Origin of the sequence: Streptomyces sp. NBC_01471, from assembly GCF_041438865.1 — a bacterium.
Lineage (GTDB): Bacteria > Actinomycetota > Actinomycetes > Streptomycetales > Streptomycetaceae > Streptomyces.
Genome location: NZ_CP109450.1, coordinates 6,598,026 through 6,613,935, shown reverse-complemented (window position 1 = coordinate 6,613,935; position 15,910 = coordinate 6,598,026). Strand labels below are relative to the sequence as shown.

Genomic DNA, 15,910 nt, shown 5'->3' with positions numbered 1-15,910 from the left:
CGAAGAAGGAGCACATCATGCCCGTCACCACCACCGAGTACGACAACGGCGGCGACCTCGCCGGCTACACCGACTCGCTGATCGCCACCAAGGACTCCCGCGAGCCCGACTGGAACACCCTGGCCTTCCAGGCCAAGGCCGGTGAGCAGTACCGGCGCGCGCAGATCCGCTACGTCGGCTCCGGCGCGACCGGCAACCACGACGGCGACAACCGGATCCTGCCGTCCGGCGGCTTCACCTTCTCCAACATGCTGCTGCCGCCGGGCGCCGAGGGCCCCGAGCACACCCACCACGACGTCGAGGAGGCCTTCTTCGTCCTGGAGGGCAGGGTCCGCGTCGGAATCCACCGCGGGGACGACGAGTCCGAGTACCGCACGCTCGGCTACCGCGACATGATCGTGGTTCCGGCGGGCGTGGCACGTTCCCTGAAGAACGAGGGCGACACCGACGCGCTGTTCTGCGTCGTCATCGGTACGCAGAAGCCGCAGGTCCCGACCTACCCCGAGCACTCGCCGATGCACGGCGTGACCCGCGACTGATGCGCACCGTCGTCATCACCGGCGCCGGCCGTGGCCTGGGACTGGCCATGGCCCGCCGGGCGGGCCGGGACGGCTTCCGCACCGTGATCGCCGAACTGGACCCGGAACGCGGCGAACCGGCGGTCCGCGCGCTGCGCGACGAGGGGCTCGACGCCCACTTCGTACCGTGCGACGTGGCGGACCCCGCCTCGGTCGACGCCCTCGCGTCGGCCGTCGCCGGTCTCGGCCCGCTGCACGGTCTCGTCAACAACGCGGCGCTCGCCAACGGTGTCGGCGGCAAGGAGTTCCAGGACATCACCGTCGCGGAGTGGGACCGGCTGATGGCCGTGAACGCCCGCTCCCCCTGGCTGGTCTCCCGGGCGCTGCTGCCCCAGCTGCTGGCGCACGGCGAGAGCGGGCGCATCGTCCATCTCGCGTCCGACGCCGCCCTGTACGGCTCGGTACGGCTCGCCCACTACGTCACGTCCAAGGGCGCGGTGATCGCGCTCACCCGGGCGATGGCCCGGGAACTCGGCGACCGGGGCATCACCGTGAACGCGGTGGCGCCCGGCATCACCGAGGGCGAGGCCACCGATTCGGTACCGGCCGAGCGCCATGAGCTGTACCGCGCCAACCGGGCCATCTCACGCCCGCAGCGCCCCGACGACCTGCTGGGGCTCGTCTCGTTCCTGCTGGGCGCGGAGTCCCGCTATCTCACCGGACAGGTGATCGCCGTCAACGGCGGCTTCACCATGAACTGACCCTCGGAGCAACTGATATGGATCTGTGCCTCGCCGACCGCACCGTACTGGTCACCGGCGGCAGCTCGGGCGTCGGCCTGGCCACGGTCCGCGCCCTGCTCGACGAAGGCGCCAACGTCGCCACCTGCGGCCGCGACGCCGACCGGCTCGCCGCGGCCGCCGCCGGTCTCGGCGCGGGCGGTGACCGGCTGCTCACCGGGGTCTGCGACGTCCGGGACGCCGGAGCGGTCCGCCGCTTCACCGAGCGCACCGCGGAGCACTTCGGCGCGCTGGACGGGCTCGTCAACAACGCCGGCCAGTCGCGGATGAAGAGCCTCGCCGAGAGCACGGCGGAGGACTGGCGGGACGAGCTGGAGCTGAAGTTCGCCGGCGTCCTGAACCCGCTGCACGCGGGGCTCGCCCTGCTGCGCGCCTCGCCGGTCGCCTCCGTCGTCAACATCAACGCGGTACTCGCCAGGCAGCCCGAACCCCGGCTCATCACCACCAGCGCCGCACGCGCCGGGATCCTCAACCTCTCCAAGTCCCTGTCGCAGGAGCTGGCCCCGGACGGGATCCGGGTCAACTCGGTCTGCCTGGGCCTGGTCGACACCGGGCAGTGGACCCGCCGCCACACGGCGTCCGGCACCTCGCAGCCGTACGAGCGGTGGCAGGCGGAACTGGCCGCCGACCGCGGGGTCTCGCTCGGCCGGCTCGGCCGCGCCGAAGAGGTCGCCTACGCGGTGGTGGCCCTGCTCTCGCCCCGCGCCTCGTACATCACCGGCACCGCCGTCGACGTCTGCGGCGGCGTCGGCCGCTCCATCCTCTGAGGAGACCACCATGCGTTACACCACCGGAGGCGATCTCCTCGTCGCCGTCCTGCGCGAACTCGGCATCGACACGGTCTTCGGCATCGTCAGCGTGCACAACCTGCCGCTGGTCGAGGCCGTCGACCGGGAGCTGCGCTTCGTGCCCGTGCGGCACGAGGCCACCGCCGTCAGCGCCGCCGACGCGTACGGCCGGGCGCGCGGCTCGATCGGCTGCGCGCTCACCTCCACGGGCACCGGCGCGGGCAACGCGGCCGGCTCGCTCATCGAGTCGCTCAGCTCGGGCACAGCGGTCCTGCACGTCACCGGGCAGATCGACAGCGCCTATCTGGGCGGCGGGCGCGGCTTCATCCATGAGACCCGGGACCAGCTCGCGATGTTGCGCGCGGTCTCCGCCTACGCCGCGACCGTCACATCGGCCGATGACGCGGGCCGTCTGCTGCGCGAGGCGGCCCGGGCCGCGCTCACCGCTCCCGGCGGACCCGGCAGCGTCGAGTGGCCGGTGGATCTCCAGTACACGGCGCAGACCGACACCGGTGCGGTGCCCGGCGAACGCCCGCACCCGGTGCCCGACGCGGCGGAACTCGCCTCGGCGGCAGCGCTGCTGGCATCCGCCCGGCGCCCGCTGATCTGGGCGGGTGGCGGCGCGACCGGCGCCGGGCCGCAGCTGACGGCGCTGCTCGCCGCGACAGGCGCGGGCCTGCTGACGTCCAACTCGGGGCGGGGAGCGGTGCCGGAGGACCACCCGGCGGTCATCGGCAACTTCGCCACCACCCCGGCGGGGCGCGCCCTGCTCGCCGAGGCGGACGTGCTGCTCACCGTCGGCACGCACTTCCGGTCCAACGAGACCGCCGACTACACCCTCGAACTGCCCCCGGCCCACATCCAGCTCGATGTCGACCCGGCCGCACCGGGCCGTGTCTACCCGGCGCGTCACGCCCTGCACGGGCGGGCGGCCGATGTACTGGAATCCCTGCTGCCGCACGCGCGTGCGGCAGAACCGGACTGGACGGCCCGGGTCACGGCCGTGCGCGAGGAGGTACGGGCCCTGCTGCACGACTCCATCGGCCCACAGGCGGCGGTCTGCGACGCACTGCGGGCCGTACTGCCCCGCGAGGCGGTCGTCGCCCGCGATGTCACCATCGCCTCCAGCAGCTGGGGCAACCGGCTGCTCGACATGTACGACCCCCGGTCCAATGTCTTCCCGCGCGGCGGGGGCATCGGACAGGGCCTCGGCATGGGCATAGGAGCGGCGCTCGCCCGGCCGGACACCCCCACGGTGGTGCTGGCGGGTGACGGCGGCCTCGCCGTCCACCTCGGCGAACTGCTCACGCTCGCCCAGGAGCGCCCGGCCCTGACGCTGGTCGTGTTCAACGACGGCGGCTACGGCGTACTCCGCAACATGCAGGACCGCTACAGCGAGCGGCGGTCCGGGGTCGATCTGGCCACACCCGACTTCGAACAGCTGGCCCGCGCCTGCGGCCTCCCGTACGCCCGGATCGCGGCCCCCGGCCACGCACACCCGGTACTCGAACAGGCGGTGGCGTCCGCCGGGCCGGTGCTCGTCGAGGTCGATCTGGCCGCGCTCGGCCCGATGAAGAACCCGTTCACCCCGCCCGTCACGATCCCCACGGCGTAGGGAGGCCACCATGGACGCGCCCAGCGAACCCCGGCTCGAACTTCTTGTCCGCACCATGACCCTGGAGGCCGACGGGGTCCTCTCGGTCGGCCTCGTCCACCCGGACGGCAAACCGCTGCCGGCCTGGGAGCCCGGTGCCCATCTCGACCTGGAGGTCGGCGGGCTCACCCGGCAGTACTCGCTCTGCGGAGACCCGCACGACCTGTCCGGCTACCGCATCGGCGTCCTGGACGAGCCGTCGTCGCGCGGCGGTTCGCGGTACGTGCACACCCGGCTGCGCCCCGGCCGGCGGGTCACCGCCACCGGGCCGCGGAACCACTTCCCACTGGACGGGGCGGAGCGTTACGTCTTCATCGCGGGCGGGATCGGCATCACCCCGATCCTGCCGATGGCCCGCGAGGCCGGTCGCCGGGCCGTTCCGTACACCCTGGTGCACGGTGGCCGGACGCGGGCCTCCATGGCGTTCGGCTCCGAACTGGCCGCGCTCGGCGGCGGGAATGTGGTCCTGCACCCGCAGGACGAGCTGGGCCACATCGATCTGGCGGCGGCGCTGGACGGTGTGGGGCCCGGCACCCTGGTCTACTGCTGCGGGCCCGAGCCGCTGCTCGCCGCCGTCGAGGCGGCCTGTCCGGCCGGACTGCTGCGGGTGGAGCGGTTCGCCGCACCGGCCGTCGAGCCGGCCGGTGACGACACGGCCTTCGACGTGGAGTGCCGGGCGTCCGGCGTCACCGTCACGGTCGGCAGCGGCACCTCCGTCCTGGCGGCCGTCGAAGCCGCGGGCATCCCGGTCGGCAGCTCGTGCCGGGACGGCATCTGCGGGACCTGCGAGACCCGGGTGCTCGAAGGCACCCCGGACCACCGGGACTTCGTCCTCAGCGACACCGAGCACGCGTCGAACGCGACCATGATGATCTGCGTGTCGCGCTGCGCCTCCGGCCCTCTCGTCCTCGACCTGTGAAACCCCGAACCCCTCTGGAGACTCCGCGATGACCACCGACTGGCCCTACCTGGACGTACATCAGTCGCGCACCCATGAGCCCACCCCCTACGAGTACCGGCTGGCCTCGGCGCTCGAAGAGGTCTTCACCCACGAGGGCCATGAACTGGCCGACATCGTACGGGGACTCAACGCCCGCCAGGTGCACTCCCCCGACGGCGCCCCGTGGACCGAGCGGTCCTTCCGCGACGAGATCAACCGACTGGGAGCGTGACATGACCACTTCGCCTGCCGACCGCCTCACCGCCGACCACATCTACGCCACCGGACTGCGCAACCAGTGGCACCCCGTCGTGCCCTCCCGCTTCGTGGCGCCGGGCGCCATGCGCAAGGTCACCGTGCTCGGGGAGCAGTGGCTGCTGTTCCGCCGCTCCGACTCGACGCTGAGCATGCTCGCCGACCGCTGCCCGCACCGCGGCGCACCGCTCTCGCTGGGCAAGCACCTGGGCGACCGGGTGGCCTGCTGGTACCACGGGCTCGAAATCGAGACCGACGGTACGGTTTCCTCGGTGCCCGGGCTGCCCGGCTGCAATCTGGAGGGCAAGAAGCTCGTCAGGAGCCTGCCGGTACGCGAGGTGGGCGGGGCGGTGCTCGCGTACTTCGGCGACGACGAGCACCCCGAACCGGCGCCGCTGACGCTGCCGGAGCCGCTCACCGACCCGGACACCGACTCGTTCCTCTGCTACGCGGAGTGGAACGGCCCCTGGCGGTACGCGGTGGAGAACCTGCTCGACCCGATGCACGGCGCGTTCCTGCACCACGAGTCGCACACCATGTTCGACGGCGACACCACGGCCAAGTTCCGCATCCGCGAGACGGACCGCGGCTACTTCTTCGAGAAGACCGACCAGCGGGGCGTCAACTTCGACTGGGTGGAACTGTGCAGGACCGGTGTGGACTGGGTCGACCTGTCGATCCCGTATCCGCCGTCGGCGGGCCCCGGGGGCCCGTTCGGCATCGTCGGGATGGTCTGCCCGGTGGACGAGAACCGTACGGGCGTCTTCTTCTGGCGCTACCGCAAGGTCGAGGGCTGGCAGCGGGACAGCTGGCGCTTCCTCTACCGGACCCTGATCGAGAAGCGCCACTGGGCGGTGCTGGAACAGGACCGGGTGATGCTGGAGGCGATGCCCGCCGACGCCGACCAGCGGGAGAACCTGTACCAGCACGACCTGGGCGTGGTCCGGCTGCGCAGGATGTACCGGGCGGAGGCCGAGGCGCAGGCCGCGGCACCGGCTCACTGACCGCCGGGGGCGCCCTGCGCGCCGGCCGGGCCGGGGTCCGTGTCCGAGCCGGTGATGGACCGCTCAAGACGGGAGAGCAGCCGTGCCAGCTGGCGGCACTCCGCGGGGGTGAGGCCGCCGAGCATCCGGCGTTCGTTGTCGAGATGCTCGGCGAACACCTCGTCCACCTTGGCCAGCCCGGCGTCCGTGAGCCGCGAGTAGACGACGCGGCGGTCCTCGGCGTCGCGTTCCCGGACGATCAGGCCGTCCTTCTCCAGCCGGTCGATCCGCAGCGTCACCCCGGCCGACGACACCAGGCCCGAGTCGGCGAGCTGGCCCGCCGTCAGCCGGTAGGGCGTACCGGACCTGCGCAGTGCGGTCAGTACGTCGAAGCCCGCCACCGAGAGTCCGTGCCGGTCGATCGCGGTGGTGAGCCGGGTGCTGTACCGGAGGAAGGTGCGGTGCAGCCTGGCGAGGACCTCCAGGGGCGCGGTGTCCAGTTCGGGGCGCTCCCTCGCCCAGTCCGCCACAATGGACGCGACAGCATCCTGATGTGCCCCCGCCGCCTTCTTCCCGGCCATGCGCCGCAGCCTCCCTGTCACCGCTCACAACGTCATACAAGGATGAAATCTTAGCCCTGAAATATGGCAGCTGACACAGGTCCGCACAGGTGGCGGACGGCCTGATCCGGCGGGTTCCGCGGACCCGCGTGCACGAGCGGGCCCGGAGGAGCCATAATCAGCAGATACATCGGATGTCTGTTGAGGCGAGGTTCCCATGGCTGTGACCGACGAGGCCATCGAGAAGATCAAGGAAATGATCGTCTCGGGCGCACTGCGGCCAGGCGACCGGCTGCCCAAGGAGAGCGAACTCGCCGCGGAGCTCGGCCTTTCGCGCAACTCGCTGCGCGAGGCGGTGCGTGCGCTGTCGCTGATCCGCATCCTCGATGTGCGGCAGGGCGACGGCACGTACGTCACGAGTCTCGACCCTCAGCTGCTGCTCGAAGCGATGAGCTTCGTCGTGGACTTCCACCGGGACGACACCGTGCTGGAGTTCCTGGCCGTACGCCGGATCCTGGAGCCCGCCGCGACGGCGATGGCCGCGCACCGCATCGGCGAGGAGGAGCTGGAGACGCTCAGCGCCCAGCTGGACGCGCTCGGCCCGCAGCCGTCCGTGGAGGAACTGGTCGCCTGCGACCTGGAGTTCCACCGGGGCATCGTGCAGAGCTCGGGGAACTCGGTGCTCTGCTCCCTGCTCGACAGCCTCTCCGGGCCCACCACCCGCGCCCGGGTGTGGCGGGGACTGACCCAGGAGGACGCGGTGAGCCGTACGCTCCACGAGCACCGCGCCATCCTGACGGCGCTCAGGGACCGGGACGCCGAAGCGGCCAGGTCCTGGGCGACGGTGCACATCGCGAGTGTCGAGCAGTGGCTGCGCTCGACCCTGTGAGTACGGCGCGGCCGGGGCCGGGAGCGCTCCCGGCCCCAGTCCCGGGGTGCGTCCGTCAGTCCTGCTCCTCACCGCTCGCGAAGCGGGAGGCGATCAGCGCGATGATGATGATCGCGCCGTTGAGGAACGTCTCCCACTGACCGGGCACCCCGGCGAGCGTCATGACATTGACCACCAGCTGGAGGGCGAGCACACCGGTGAGCGCGCCGAAGATGGTGCCCCGGCCGCCCTTCAGCCCGATGCCGCCGATGACCGCGGCCGCCATGACCTGGAAGATCATGTCCTTGCCCTGCGCGGCGCCGACCGAACCGTAGTGGCCGGTGTAGAGGATTCCGGCGAAGGCCGCGAGCAGCCCGCCGATCGCCAGCACGATCCAGGTGACCCGGTCCACCCGGATACCGGCCGCGCGGGCCGCCTCCGGGTTCCCGCCGATCGCGTACAGCGACCGGCCGTGCCGGGTCCAGGCCAGCGCGGCCCCGCCGACGGCGAACAGCGCCAGGCAGATCCAGACCGCGGCGGGGGCGCCGAGCCAGGAGGCCCGGCCCAGGTAGCTGAACGAGGCGGGGACCTCGATGATCGACTTGCCCTCGGTGATCCCGATGTGCAGCCCGCGGAGCATCATCAGCATGCCCAGCGTCGCGATGAAGCCGTTGACCCGCAGCTTGAGCATCAGGAAACCGTTGAACGCGCCGATCGCCAGCCCGGCGAGCAGGCAGAGCGGGATCGCCGTCCAGGCGGGCAGCAGCCCGAGGCCGGTGAACCGGTCCCCCGACGAGGGCAGGACCAGCCACAGCGCGATGACCGGCGCGATGCCGATCGTCGACTCCAGTGACAGGTCCATCCGCCCGCAGATCAGGATGAAGGCCTGGGCCAGCACCAGCAGGCTGAGTTCGGAGGACTGCTGGATGACGTTGATCAGGTTCTGGGACGTCAGGAACACCGGCGAGACGATGAACCCGATCACCATCAGCACCAGGATCACCGGCACGAGCGAGAAGTCGCTCCAGCGGATCAGCGCCAGCCTGGCGCGTACCGGGCTCACCTGCCCCTTGGTCTCCTCGGCCGCCACCGGCCGGATCGTGTCGGTCATGCCCGCTCCCCCACACCTTCCATGGCGGCGACCAGTTCCCCGTCCGTCCACCCACTGTCGTATTCGGCGACCACCCGCCCGTGGAAGAGCGCGACCACCCGGTCGCACACCCGCAGGTCGTCGAGTTCGTCGGAGATGATCACGGCGGCGTTGCCCTCGTCGGCGACCCGCCGCACCACGCCCAGGAGCGAGTCCTTGGACTTGATGTCCACGCCGGCCGTCGGCCGTACCGCCACCAGCGTGCTGGGGCCGCGGGCCAGCGCGCGGGCGACCACCACCTTCTGCTGGTTGCCCCCGGAGAGCCCGGAGACCTTCTGGTCGGGTCCGGTGGTCTTGATGTCCAGCGAGGAGATCATGGTCCTCGCGAACTCCCGGGTACGGGAGGGGAGCACGGTCCCCCACGGCCCCAGCTGGTCGGCGACCGTGAGGGTGGCGTTCTCCGCCACGCTGCGTTCCAGGACGAGGCCCTGGCGGTGCCGGTCCTCCGGGATGTAGCCGATCCCCGCCTTCAGGGCGTGCGGCACGCTGCCCGGCCTGACCTCGCGGCCCCGGACCGAGACCCGCCCGGAGGTGGCCTTGCGCATGCCGACGAGCGTCTCGCCCAGCGCGGTGTTGCCGCTGGCCGCCGCGCCCGCGATCCCGAGGACCTCGCCGGGGTGCACCGCGATGTCGAGCGGCTCGAACTCGCCTTCCACGGCCAGCCCCTCGGTCCGCAGGACGGGCTCGGCCGTCCCCGCCTTCGCGGCCGGCCTCTCACCGGACGCCGCGTGCCAGGCCACCGGGCCCGTCGCCGACTCGCCGGTCATGGCGGCGACCAGATCGGCCTTGCCCAGGTCGGCGACGGGCGCCGTCAGGACGTGCCGGGCGTCGCGGTAGACCGTGACCGCGGTGCACAGCTCGTACACCTCCTGGAGGTGGTGCGAGATGAAGAGGAACGCCACCCCCTGGCTCTGGAGGTCCCTGAGCTTGGTGAACAGGCTCTGGATCCCCCGCGCGTCGAGCTGCGCGGTGGGTTCGTCGAGGATGATCAGCCGGGCGCCGAAGGACAGCGCGCGGGCGATCTCCACGAACTGCACCTGCTCTACGGAGAGATCCTTCGCGCGGGTGCTGGGGTCGACGTTCACCCCGTACTCGGCGAGCAGCGCCGCGGCCCGCTTGCGCAGCCCGGACCAGCTGATCCAGCGGCCGCCCGCCTCACCCGGGCCGAGGCCGAAGTTGTTCAGGAAGAGGTTCTCGGCCACGGTGAGATCGGGTACGGCCATGGACTTCTGGTAGACGCAGGCGACCTTCGACTGCCAGGCCATGGTGTCGCCGAAGGCGGGCGCGGGCTCACCGCTGAAGGTGACCGTCCCCGCGTCCGGCTTGTGGAGTCCGGTGATGACGCTGACGAGGGTGGACTTTCCGGCGCCGTTGCGCCCGACCAGGGCGTGCGACTCACCGGGCTGGACTGTCAGGCGGACATCGTCGAGTGCGACGGTGGGACCGAAGCGCTTGACGATGCCCTGCGCATGAACCGCGGGTGCATCGGGCATGGTCAGTTCTTCTTCCCCAGCTGATTGGCCCACAGCTTCGGGTCGTTCACATTGGCCTTGGTCACGAGCGGCGCGGGAAGCTGGTCCTCGAAACCGTTCGGGATCTTGATGATGTTGGAGTTGTGGTCGGTCGGGCCCACCTTGAAGGTCTTGCCGTCGACGGCCGCCTTCGCGTAGTACAGCGCGTACTTCGCGTACAGGTCGGCGGGCTGGGAGATGGTCGCGTCGATCTTCCCCGCCTTGATCGCGTCGAACTCCTCCGGGATGCCGTCGTTGGAGATGATCGTGATGTGGCCCTTGGTGCCGGCCGGCTTCAACAGCTTCTTCTGCTCCAGGAGCGCGAGCGTGGGCTGCAGGAAGACGCCGCCCGCCTGCATGTAGATCCCGTTGATGTCGGGGTTGGCGGCCAGGGTGGACTGGAGCTTGGCGGAGGCGACATCGCCCTTCCAGTCGGTGGCCAGCTCGAAGACCTTGATCTTGGGGAAGTTCTTCGTCATGCACGACTTGAAGGCCACGGAGCGGTCACGGCCGTTGATCGACGACAGGTCGCCCTGGAACTCGACGACCTTGCCCTTGCCCTTCAGCTGCTCGCCGAGGTACTTGCAGGCGTTCTCGCCATAGGCGCGGTTGTCGGCGCGCACCACCATGTAGACGTCGCCCTTGTCGGGGCGGGTGTCGACGCTGATGACGGGGATCTTCTTCTTGTTGAGGTTCTGCAGTGTCGAGGCGATGGCCCCGGTGTCCTGCGGGGCCATGACGACGGCCTTGGCACCCTGGTCGCTGAAGGTCTGGACGTTGGCGACGAGCTTGCCGATGTCGTTCTGCGAGTTGGTCAGCGGGAGCGCCTTGACCTCACCGGCCGCGACGCCCTTCTTGACGTACTGCTGGTAGGAGTTCCAGAAGTCGCTGTCGCTGCGCGGCAGGTCGATGCCGACCTTCTTGTCCTCCGAGCCGCTGCCGGAGTCGCGGTTGCAGCCCGCGAGGGCAGTCACGGCCAGCAGTACGGCGCAGGCCGCCGCACTCGTTGTACGCACTCTCATTGGTGTCCCGTCCTTGATAGTGGCGCTTGATGCTCTGTCGGCCGTGCGGCCTGGGGTGCGCGGTGCCTCTGTTCAGTACGTCCGCGGCTGCTCACCCGGCGGCGGGGCGCAGGCGCAGTCCCTGCATGCCGCCGTCGACCGCGAGTGCCGTCCCGGTCACGGCCGCCGCCGCGGGGCTCGCCAGGTAGAGGACGGCCGCCGCCACCTCTTCGGCGGTGACCAGCCGCCCGGTGGGCTGGCGGGCGTTGAGCGCCGCGCGTTCGGCCGCCGGGTCGTCGGCCTGGCCGAGGAGCCGCCCGACCCACGGGGTGTCCGCGGTGCCGGGGTTGACGCAGTTGACCCGGATGCCCTCCCGGACGTGGTCGGCCGCCATGGCCAGCGTCAGCGAGAGGACCGCGCCCTTGCTGGCGCTGTAGAGGGCGCGCTGCGGCAGTCCGGCGGTCGCGGCGATCGAGCAGGTGTGGGTGACGGAGACGCAGCCCGGCCGGCCGGCGGCCGAACGGCGCAGGTGCGGCAGCGCGTGGCGGGCCGTGCGGACCATGCCGAGGACGTTGATGTCGAGGACCCGCTGCCACTCGTCGTCGGGGTTGTCGGCGACCGTGCCGACGGCCCCGATGCCCGCGTTGGAGACCACCGTGTGCAGCGCGCCGAATTCGGCCGCGGCGGCGTCGACCGCCTCCCGTACCGCGGCGTCGTCGGTGACGTCCGCCTTGAGCGCGAGAGTGCCGTCCGGTGCCCCGTCGGTCTCGCGATCGAGTACGGCGACCCGGGCGCCGCGGGCGAGCAGCTCGGTGGCGATGGCGGCCCCGATGCCGGAGGCCCCGCCGGTGACCAGGGCGCCGAGCCCTTCGAAGTCGCGTGCAATGGTCACGAGTTGACCTCCTGGGTGGTGCGGCGGGCCTGCCAGACGGGCCCGTCGGGGTAGCGGTGCGCGGTGAGGGAAGCGGGGTGCATACGGGCGGAGAAGCCCGGCGCGCGGGGCGCCCGGTAGCGTCCGCCCTCGATCACCGCGGGGTCGGTGAAGTGTTCGTGCAGGTGGTCCACGTACTCGATGACGCGGTCGTCCTGGCTGCCCGACACGGCGACGTAGTCGAACATCGCCAGGTGCTGGACCAGCTCGCACAGCCCGACGCCCCCGGCGTGGGGGCAGACCGGGACGCCGAACTTGGCCGCGAGCAGCAGGATCGCGAGGTTCTCGTTGACCCCGGCGACCCGGGCCGCGTCGATCTGTACGAAGTCCACGGCGCCCGCCTGGAGCAGCTGCTTGAAGACGACCCGGTTGGCGACGTGCTCGCCGGTGGCGACCTTCACGGGCTGCCCGGACCTGACCGCCGCGTGGCCGAGGATGTCGTCGGGGCTGGTGGGCTCCTCGATCCAGTGCGGGTCGTAGGGGGCGAGCGCCTCCATCCAGCGCAGCGCGTCCGGGACGTCCCAGCGCTGGTTGGCGTCCACGGCGACGCGGATGCCGGGGCCGACGGTCGCACGGGCCAGCTTCATTCTGCGGACGTCGTCGTCCAGGTCGGCGCCGACCTTCAGTTTGATCTGCCCGAAGCCGGCGTCGACCGCCTCCTGGGCGAGCCGCACCAGCTTCTCGTCGGAGTAGCCGAGCCAGCCGGGCGACGTGGTGTACGCGGGGTAGCCGTCGGCGCGCAGCAGGGCGGCCCGTTCGGCGCGGCCGGGTTCGGCGGCCCGCAGGATGGCGAGTGCCTCGTCGGGGGTGAGGGCGTCGGTCAGATAGCGGAAGTCCACCAGGGAGACGAGCTCCTCCGGACTCATACCGGCCAGGAACTCCCAGACCGGCTTGCCCGCCGCGGTGGCCGCCAGGTCCCAGGCGGCGTTGATGACGGCGCCCGCTGCCATGTGCATCACACCCTTCTCGGGGCCGAGCCAGCGCAGCTGCGAGTCGTGGGTGAGATCGTGGTGCAGCTCCGCGAGCCCGGCGGCGGTGAGCGGCGCGGGACGCCCCTCCACGTAGGGCCGCAGCGCTTCGATGGCGGCGGCGATGACGTCGTTTCCGCGCCCGATGGTGAAACAGAAGCCATGTCCCGCGACACCGCCCGGCGCATCGGTGCTGAGCACCACGTAGGCCGCCGAGTAGTCGGGGTCCGGGTTCATGGCGTCCGAGCCGTCGAGCTGTTCCGAGGTGGGGAATCGGATGTCGTGGACCTCGAACCCCGTGACGGTCGGACTCATCCACACTCCCTTGGTAAGAACGGGTAAGAACATCGGACCTTTAATTTGTCATCCGATGTATAGCCCCGCACATGCCATACCGTCCAGGGGTGGGACGAAATTTGCCGGTACAGCTCGGATGAATCGACGCGATATGGGCAGACTGTCGGAACGGCCTGTCGCGGTGCCGGGGTGTGCGGGGGAACGCACGCCGGGGTGAACGGAGCCGTGTGCAAGGGCTGCGTCGGGGCATGCGGAACGCCGTAAGGTTGGTGCGTAAGAGAAGAACTTCGGAGGGAGGCACTGGGTGATCGAGCTCGAGGGGGTTCCCGAGCTGATCGACCCGGTCATGGTGGCCGCGTTCGAGGGCTGGAACGACGCCGGCGACGCAGCCTCCACCGCGGTCGCGCACCTGGACCGGGAGTGGAAGGGCGAGGTGTTCGCGGCGCTGGACGCCGAGGACTACTACGACTTCCAGGTCAACCGGCCCACGGTGTGGCTGGACGGCGGGGTGCGCAAGGTCACTTGGCCGACGACCCGGCTCTCCGTGATCCGGGTGACCGGCGACAAGCCCCGCGACCTGGTACTGGTCCGCGGGATCGAGCCCTCCATGCGCTGGCGCTCGTTCTGCAACGAGATCCTGGGCTTCGCCCATGAGCTGGGCGTCGAGATGGTGGTGATCCTGGGCGCGCTGCTCGGTGACACCCCGCACACCAGGCCGGTGCCGGTCAGCGGAGTCACGTCCGACGCGGACCTGGCCAGGACGATGGACCTGGAGGAGACCCGGTACGAGGGGCCGACCGGCATCGTCGGCATCCTCCAGGAGGCGTGCACCCACGCCGGTGTGCCGGCGGTGAGCCTGTGGGCCGCCGTCCCGCACTACGTGTCGCAGCCGCCCAATCCGAAGGCGACGCTCGCCCTGCTGAACCGGCTGGAAGACCTGATCGACCTGCGGATCCCGCTGGGCGAACTGCCCGAGGACGCACGGGCCTGGCAGGTCGGGGTCGACCAACTGGCCGCGGAGGACAGCGAGGTGGCGGAGTACGTCCAGACGCTGGAGGAGGCACGCGACACCGCGGAGCTCCCCGAGGCGTCCGGCGAGGCCATCGCGCGGGAGTTCGAGCGGTATCTGCGCCGCCGTGACGGCGGCCCCGGCCCGGGCCAGGCCGGCGGCGGGCACGCCACGGACGGCGGCGAGGGCAGCAGCTATCTGCGGGACAGCTCCGGCCCCGGCAGCCGCTCCCGGCCCCCGAAGCCGCAGCGCCCCGACCCGGGAAGCGGCAAGCCCACCGAGGACCGGCCGACGGACGAGGAGAACGGCCCGGAGGACCCCTCGGAGGAGTGACACCGCCCCGGGAGGCCCGGGCACACCCCGGCCGAACGGACGTCGCCCCCGGACCCCACTGCTGGGGTCCGGGGGCGACGGCGTGGAAGCGGCGTTCTCGCCGAGGGCTAGAGGGCCACGCCGAGCAGGGCGTCGGCGGCGCGCGACACCAGGCCGGGCGCGCCCTCGTCCGTACCGCCGCCGGACTGCTGAAGAGCCGCCCAGCGGTCGACGGCGCGCAGCGCGGCGGGTGCGTCGAGGTCGTCGGCGAGCGCCTGCCTGATCTCCTCCACCAGGGCGTCGGCGGACGGTCCGTCGGGCCGGGAGACAGCAGCGCGCCAGCGGCCGAGCCGCTCCACCGCGTCCTCCAGGACCTGGTCCGTCCACTCCCAGTCCGAGCGGTAGTGGTGGGCCAGCAGGGCGAGCCGGATCGCGGCCGGGTCCACGCCGTCGTGGCGCAGCTTCGACACGAAGACCAGATTGCCCTTGGACTTGGACATCTTCTCGCCGTCCAGGGCGACCATGCCGGCGTGTACATAGGCCTGGGCGAACGGGTGCTCGCCGGTCAGCACCTGGGCGTGCGAAGCACCCATCTCGTGGTGCGGGAAGGCCAGGTCGGAGCCACCGCCCTGGACGTCGAAGCCCATCCCGAGGTGGTCGAGGGCGATGGCCACGCACTCGATGTGCCAGCCGGGCCTGCCGCGGCCCAGGGAGCCGCCGTCCCAGCTCGGCTCGCCCTCACGGGCACCCAGCCAGAGCATCGGGTCGAGCGGGTTCTTCTTGCCGGGGCGGTCGGGGTCGCCACCGCGCTCGGCGGAGAGCAGCCGCATCGCCTCGGCGTCGAGGTTCGACACCTCGCCGAAGTGCGTGTCGCTCTCCACGGAGAAGTAGACGTCGCCGTCGAGTTCGTAGGCCGCCCCGCAGTCCCGCAGCCGCTCGACGAGCGGCACGATGCCCGGTATGGCCTCGACCGCTCCGATGTAGTGCTTCGGCGGGAGCATCCGCAGTGCGGTCATGTCCTCGCGGAAGAGTGCCGTCTCGCGCTCCGCGAGCTCGGTCCAGTCCTCACCGTCGCGCACGGCCCGCTCCAGCAGCGGATCGTCCACGTCGGTCACGTTCTGCACGTAGTGGACCTGCCGCTTGGTGTCGAGCCACACGCGCTGAACGAGGTCGAACGCGTTGTAGGTCGCCGCATGACCGATGTGCGTCGCGTCGTACGGCGTGATGCCGCAGACGTAGATGCGGGCGACGGGGCCGGGGTCGAGGGTGACTCGTCCGCCGGTCGCGGTGGAGTGGATCTGGAGGTCGGCGCCCTTGCCGGGCAGGGCGGGAACCTCAGAAGCGGGCCAGGCATACATGTACACG

16 protein-coding genes are annotated in these 15,910 nt (G+C 71.4%); 9 read left to right on the top strand and 7 right to left on the bottom strand.

Going from position 1 to position 15,910, the window contains the following annotated elements:
• Positions 1–17 precede the first annotated feature (17 nt).
• From OG285_RS29640 to OG285_RS29610, 7 genes are read left to right on the top strand one after another with little or no spacing between them, the layout of a single operon-like run.
• Positions 18–539, top strand: coding sequence for a cupin domain-containing protein (locus tag OG285_RS29640; RefSeq protein WP_356829621.1), 522 nt, complete (start codon positions 18–20; stop codon positions 537–539).
• The gene (locus tag OG285_RS29635) at positions 539–1,279 is read left to right on the top strand and encodes an SDR family oxidoreductase (RefSeq protein ID WP_371792695.1); all 741 of its coding nucleotides are present in this window, start codon (positions 539–541) and stop codon (positions 1,277–1,279) included. The genes OG285_RS29640 and OG285_RS29635 overlap by 1 nt, the downstream gene beginning before the upstream one ends.
• A gap of 17 nt (positions 1,280–1,296) precedes the next feature.
• Positions 1,297–2,085: an SDR family oxidoreductase gene (locus tag OG285_RS29630; RefSeq protein WP_371792694.1), complete on the top strand. Its 789-nt coding sequence runs from the start codon at positions 1,297–1,299 to the stop codon at positions 2,083–2,085.
• A gap of 10 nt (positions 2,086–2,095) precedes the next feature.
• Positions 2,096–3,721, top strand: a complete 1,626-nt coding sequence (locus tag OG285_RS29625) for a thiamine pyrophosphate-binding protein (RefSeq protein ID WP_356829627.1) — start codon at positions 2,096–2,098, stop codon at positions 3,719–3,721.
• A 10-nt stretch (positions 3,722–3,731) separates the two neighbouring features.
• A complete protein-coding gene (locus OG285_RS29620) occupies positions 3,732–4,679 on the top strand; it encodes a PDR/VanB family oxidoreductase (RefSeq protein ID WP_356829629.1) in 948 nt (315 codons plus the stop codon).
• A gap of 28 nt (positions 4,680–4,707) precedes the next feature.
• Entirely contained in the window at positions 4,708–4,932 is a 225-nt protein-coding gene (locus tag OG285_RS29615) for a recombinase-like helix-turn-helix domain-containing protein (RefSeq protein ID WP_371792693.1), read from the top strand.
• 1 nt (position 4,933) lies between these two features.
• A complete protein-coding gene (locus OG285_RS29610; protein WP_356829631.1) occupies positions 4,934–5,959 on the top strand; it encodes an aromatic ring-hydroxylating dioxygenase subunit alpha in 1,026 nt (341 codons plus the stop codon).
• Here the strand turns inward: OG285_RS29610 and OG285_RS29605 are convergent.
• Positions 5,953–6,519, bottom strand: coding sequence for a MarR family transcriptional regulator (locus OG285_RS29605; RefSeq protein WP_356829633.1), 567 nt, complete (start codon positions 6,517–6,519; stop codon positions 5,953–5,955). The two genes, OG285_RS29610 and OG285_RS29605, sit on opposite strands and share 7 nt — an antisense overlap.
• A gap of 196 nt (positions 6,520–6,715) precedes the next feature.
• Between OG285_RS29605 and OG285_RS29600 the strand changes: the two genes are divergently transcribed.
• The gene (locus tag OG285_RS29600) at positions 6,716–7,387 is read left to right on the top strand and encodes a FadR/GntR family transcriptional regulator (RefSeq protein ID WP_164265741.1); all 672 of its coding nucleotides are present in this window, start codon (positions 6,716–6,718) and stop codon (positions 7,385–7,387) included.
• A gap of 55 nt (positions 7,388–7,442) precedes the next feature.
• Here OG285_RS29600 and OG285_RS29595 read toward each other — a convergent pair whose 3' ends face one another.
• From OG285_RS29595 to OG285_RS29575, 5 genes are all read right to left on the bottom strand, one after another.
• A complete protein-coding gene (locus tag OG285_RS29595; protein ID WP_356829636.1) occupies positions 7,443–8,477 on the bottom strand; it encodes an ABC transporter permease in 1,035 nt (344 codons plus the stop codon).
• Complete coding sequence (locus OG285_RS29590) at positions 8,474–10,009, bottom strand: sugar ABC transporter ATP-binding protein (RefSeq protein ID WP_356829638.1); 1,536 nt, start codon at positions 10,007–10,009, stop codon at positions 8,474–8,476. The genes OG285_RS29595 and OG285_RS29590 overlap by 4 nt, the downstream gene beginning before the upstream one ends.
• A gap of 2 nt (positions 10,010–10,011) precedes the next feature.
• Positions 10,012–11,049 carry a sugar ABC transporter substrate-binding protein gene (locus OG285_RS29585; RefSeq protein WP_356829640.1) on the bottom strand — a complete coding sequence of 346 codons (1,038 nt, stop codon included), beginning with the start codon at positions 11,047–11,049 and terminating at the stop codon, positions 10,012–10,014.
• A gap of 91 nt (positions 11,050–11,140) precedes the next feature.
• Positions 11,141–11,920 (bottom strand): SDR family NAD(P)-dependent oxidoreductase, encoded by a 780-nt coding sequence (locus tag OG285_RS29580; RefSeq protein WP_371792692.1) that lies wholly within the window; start codon positions 11,918–11,920, stop codon positions 11,141–11,143.
• Positions 11,917–13,242, bottom strand: a complete 1,326-nt coding sequence (locus tag OG285_RS29575) for an enolase C-terminal domain-like protein (protein WP_356829644.1) — start codon at positions 13,240–13,242, stop codon at positions 11,917–11,919. Before OG285_RS29575 ends, OG285_RS29580 begins: the two co-directional genes overlap by 4 nt.
• A gap of 286 nt (positions 13,243–13,528) precedes the next feature.
• On the opposite strand from OG285_RS29575, the gene OG285_RS29570 reads away from it, so the two are divergent.
• A complete protein-coding gene (locus OG285_RS29570; RefSeq protein ID WP_356829646.1) occupies positions 13,529–14,566 on the top strand; it encodes a PAC2 family protein in 1,038 nt (345 codons plus the stop codon).
• A gap of 107 nt (positions 14,567–14,673) precedes the next feature.
• Here OG285_RS29570 and mshC read toward each other — a convergent pair whose 3' ends face one another.
• Positions 14,674–15,903, bottom strand: coding sequence for a cysteine--1-D-myo-inosityl 2-amino-2-deoxy-alpha-D-glucopyranoside ligase (mshC, locus tag OG285_RS29565; RefSeq protein WP_356829648.1), 1,230 nt, complete (start codon positions 15,901–15,903; stop codon positions 14,674–14,676).
• Positions 15,904–15,910 lie beyond the last annotated feature (7 nt).

Bases quoted from the DNA above. Each gene is read 5' to 3' on its own strand.
- OG285_RS29640 (WP_356829621.1), top strand. From the start codon at position 18: ATGCCCGTCACCACCACCGAGTACGACAACGGCGGCGACCTCGCCGGC.
- OG285_RS29635 (WP_371792695.1), top strand. From the start codon at position 539: ATGCGCACCGTCGTCATCACCGGCGCCGGCCGTGGCCTGGGACTGGCC.
- OG285_RS29630 (WP_371792694.1), top strand. From the start codon at position 1,297: ATGGATCTGTGCCTCGCCGACCGCACCGTACTGGTCACCGGCGGCAGC.
- OG285_RS29625 (WP_356829627.1), top strand. From the start codon at position 2,096: ATGCGTTACACCACCGGAGGCGATCTCCTCGTCGCCGTCCTGCGCGAA.
- OG285_RS29620 (WP_356829629.1), top strand. From the start codon at position 3,732: ATGGACGCGCCCAGCGAACCCCGGCTCGAACTTCTTGTCCGCACCATG.
- OG285_RS29615 (WP_371792693.1), top strand. From the start codon at position 4,708: ATGACCACCGACTGGCCCTACCTGGACGTACATCAGTCGCGCACCCAT.
- OG285_RS29610 (WP_356829631.1), top strand. From the start codon at position 4,934: ATGACCACTTCGCCTGCCGACCGCCTCACCGCCGACCACATCTACGCC.
- OG285_RS29605 (WP_356829633.1), bottom strand. From the start codon at position 6,519: ATGGCCGGGAAGAAGGCGGCGGGGGCACATCAGGATGCTGTCGCGTCC.
- OG285_RS29600 (WP_164265741.1), top strand. From the start codon at position 6,716: ATGGCTGTGACCGACGAGGCCATCGAGAAGATCAAGGAAATGATCGTC.
- OG285_RS29595 (WP_356829636.1), bottom strand. From the start codon at position 8,477: ATGACCGACACGATCCGGCCGGTGGCGGCCGAGGAGACCAAGGGGCAG.
- OG285_RS29590 (WP_356829638.1), bottom strand. From the start codon at position 10,009: ATGCCCGATGCACCCGCGGTTCATGCGCAGGGCATCGTCAAGCGCTTC.
- OG285_RS29585 (WP_356829640.1), bottom strand. From the start codon at position 11,049: ATGAGAGTGCGTACAACGAGTGCGGCGGCCTGCGCCGTACTGCTGGCC.
- OG285_RS29575 (WP_356829644.1), bottom strand. From the start codon at position 13,242: ATGAGTCCGACCGTCACGGGGTTCGAGGTCCACGACATCCGATTCCCC.
- mshC (WP_356829648.1), bottom strand. From the start codon at position 15,903: ATGTATGCCTGGCCCGCTTCTGAGGTTCCCGCCCTGCCCGGCAAGGGC.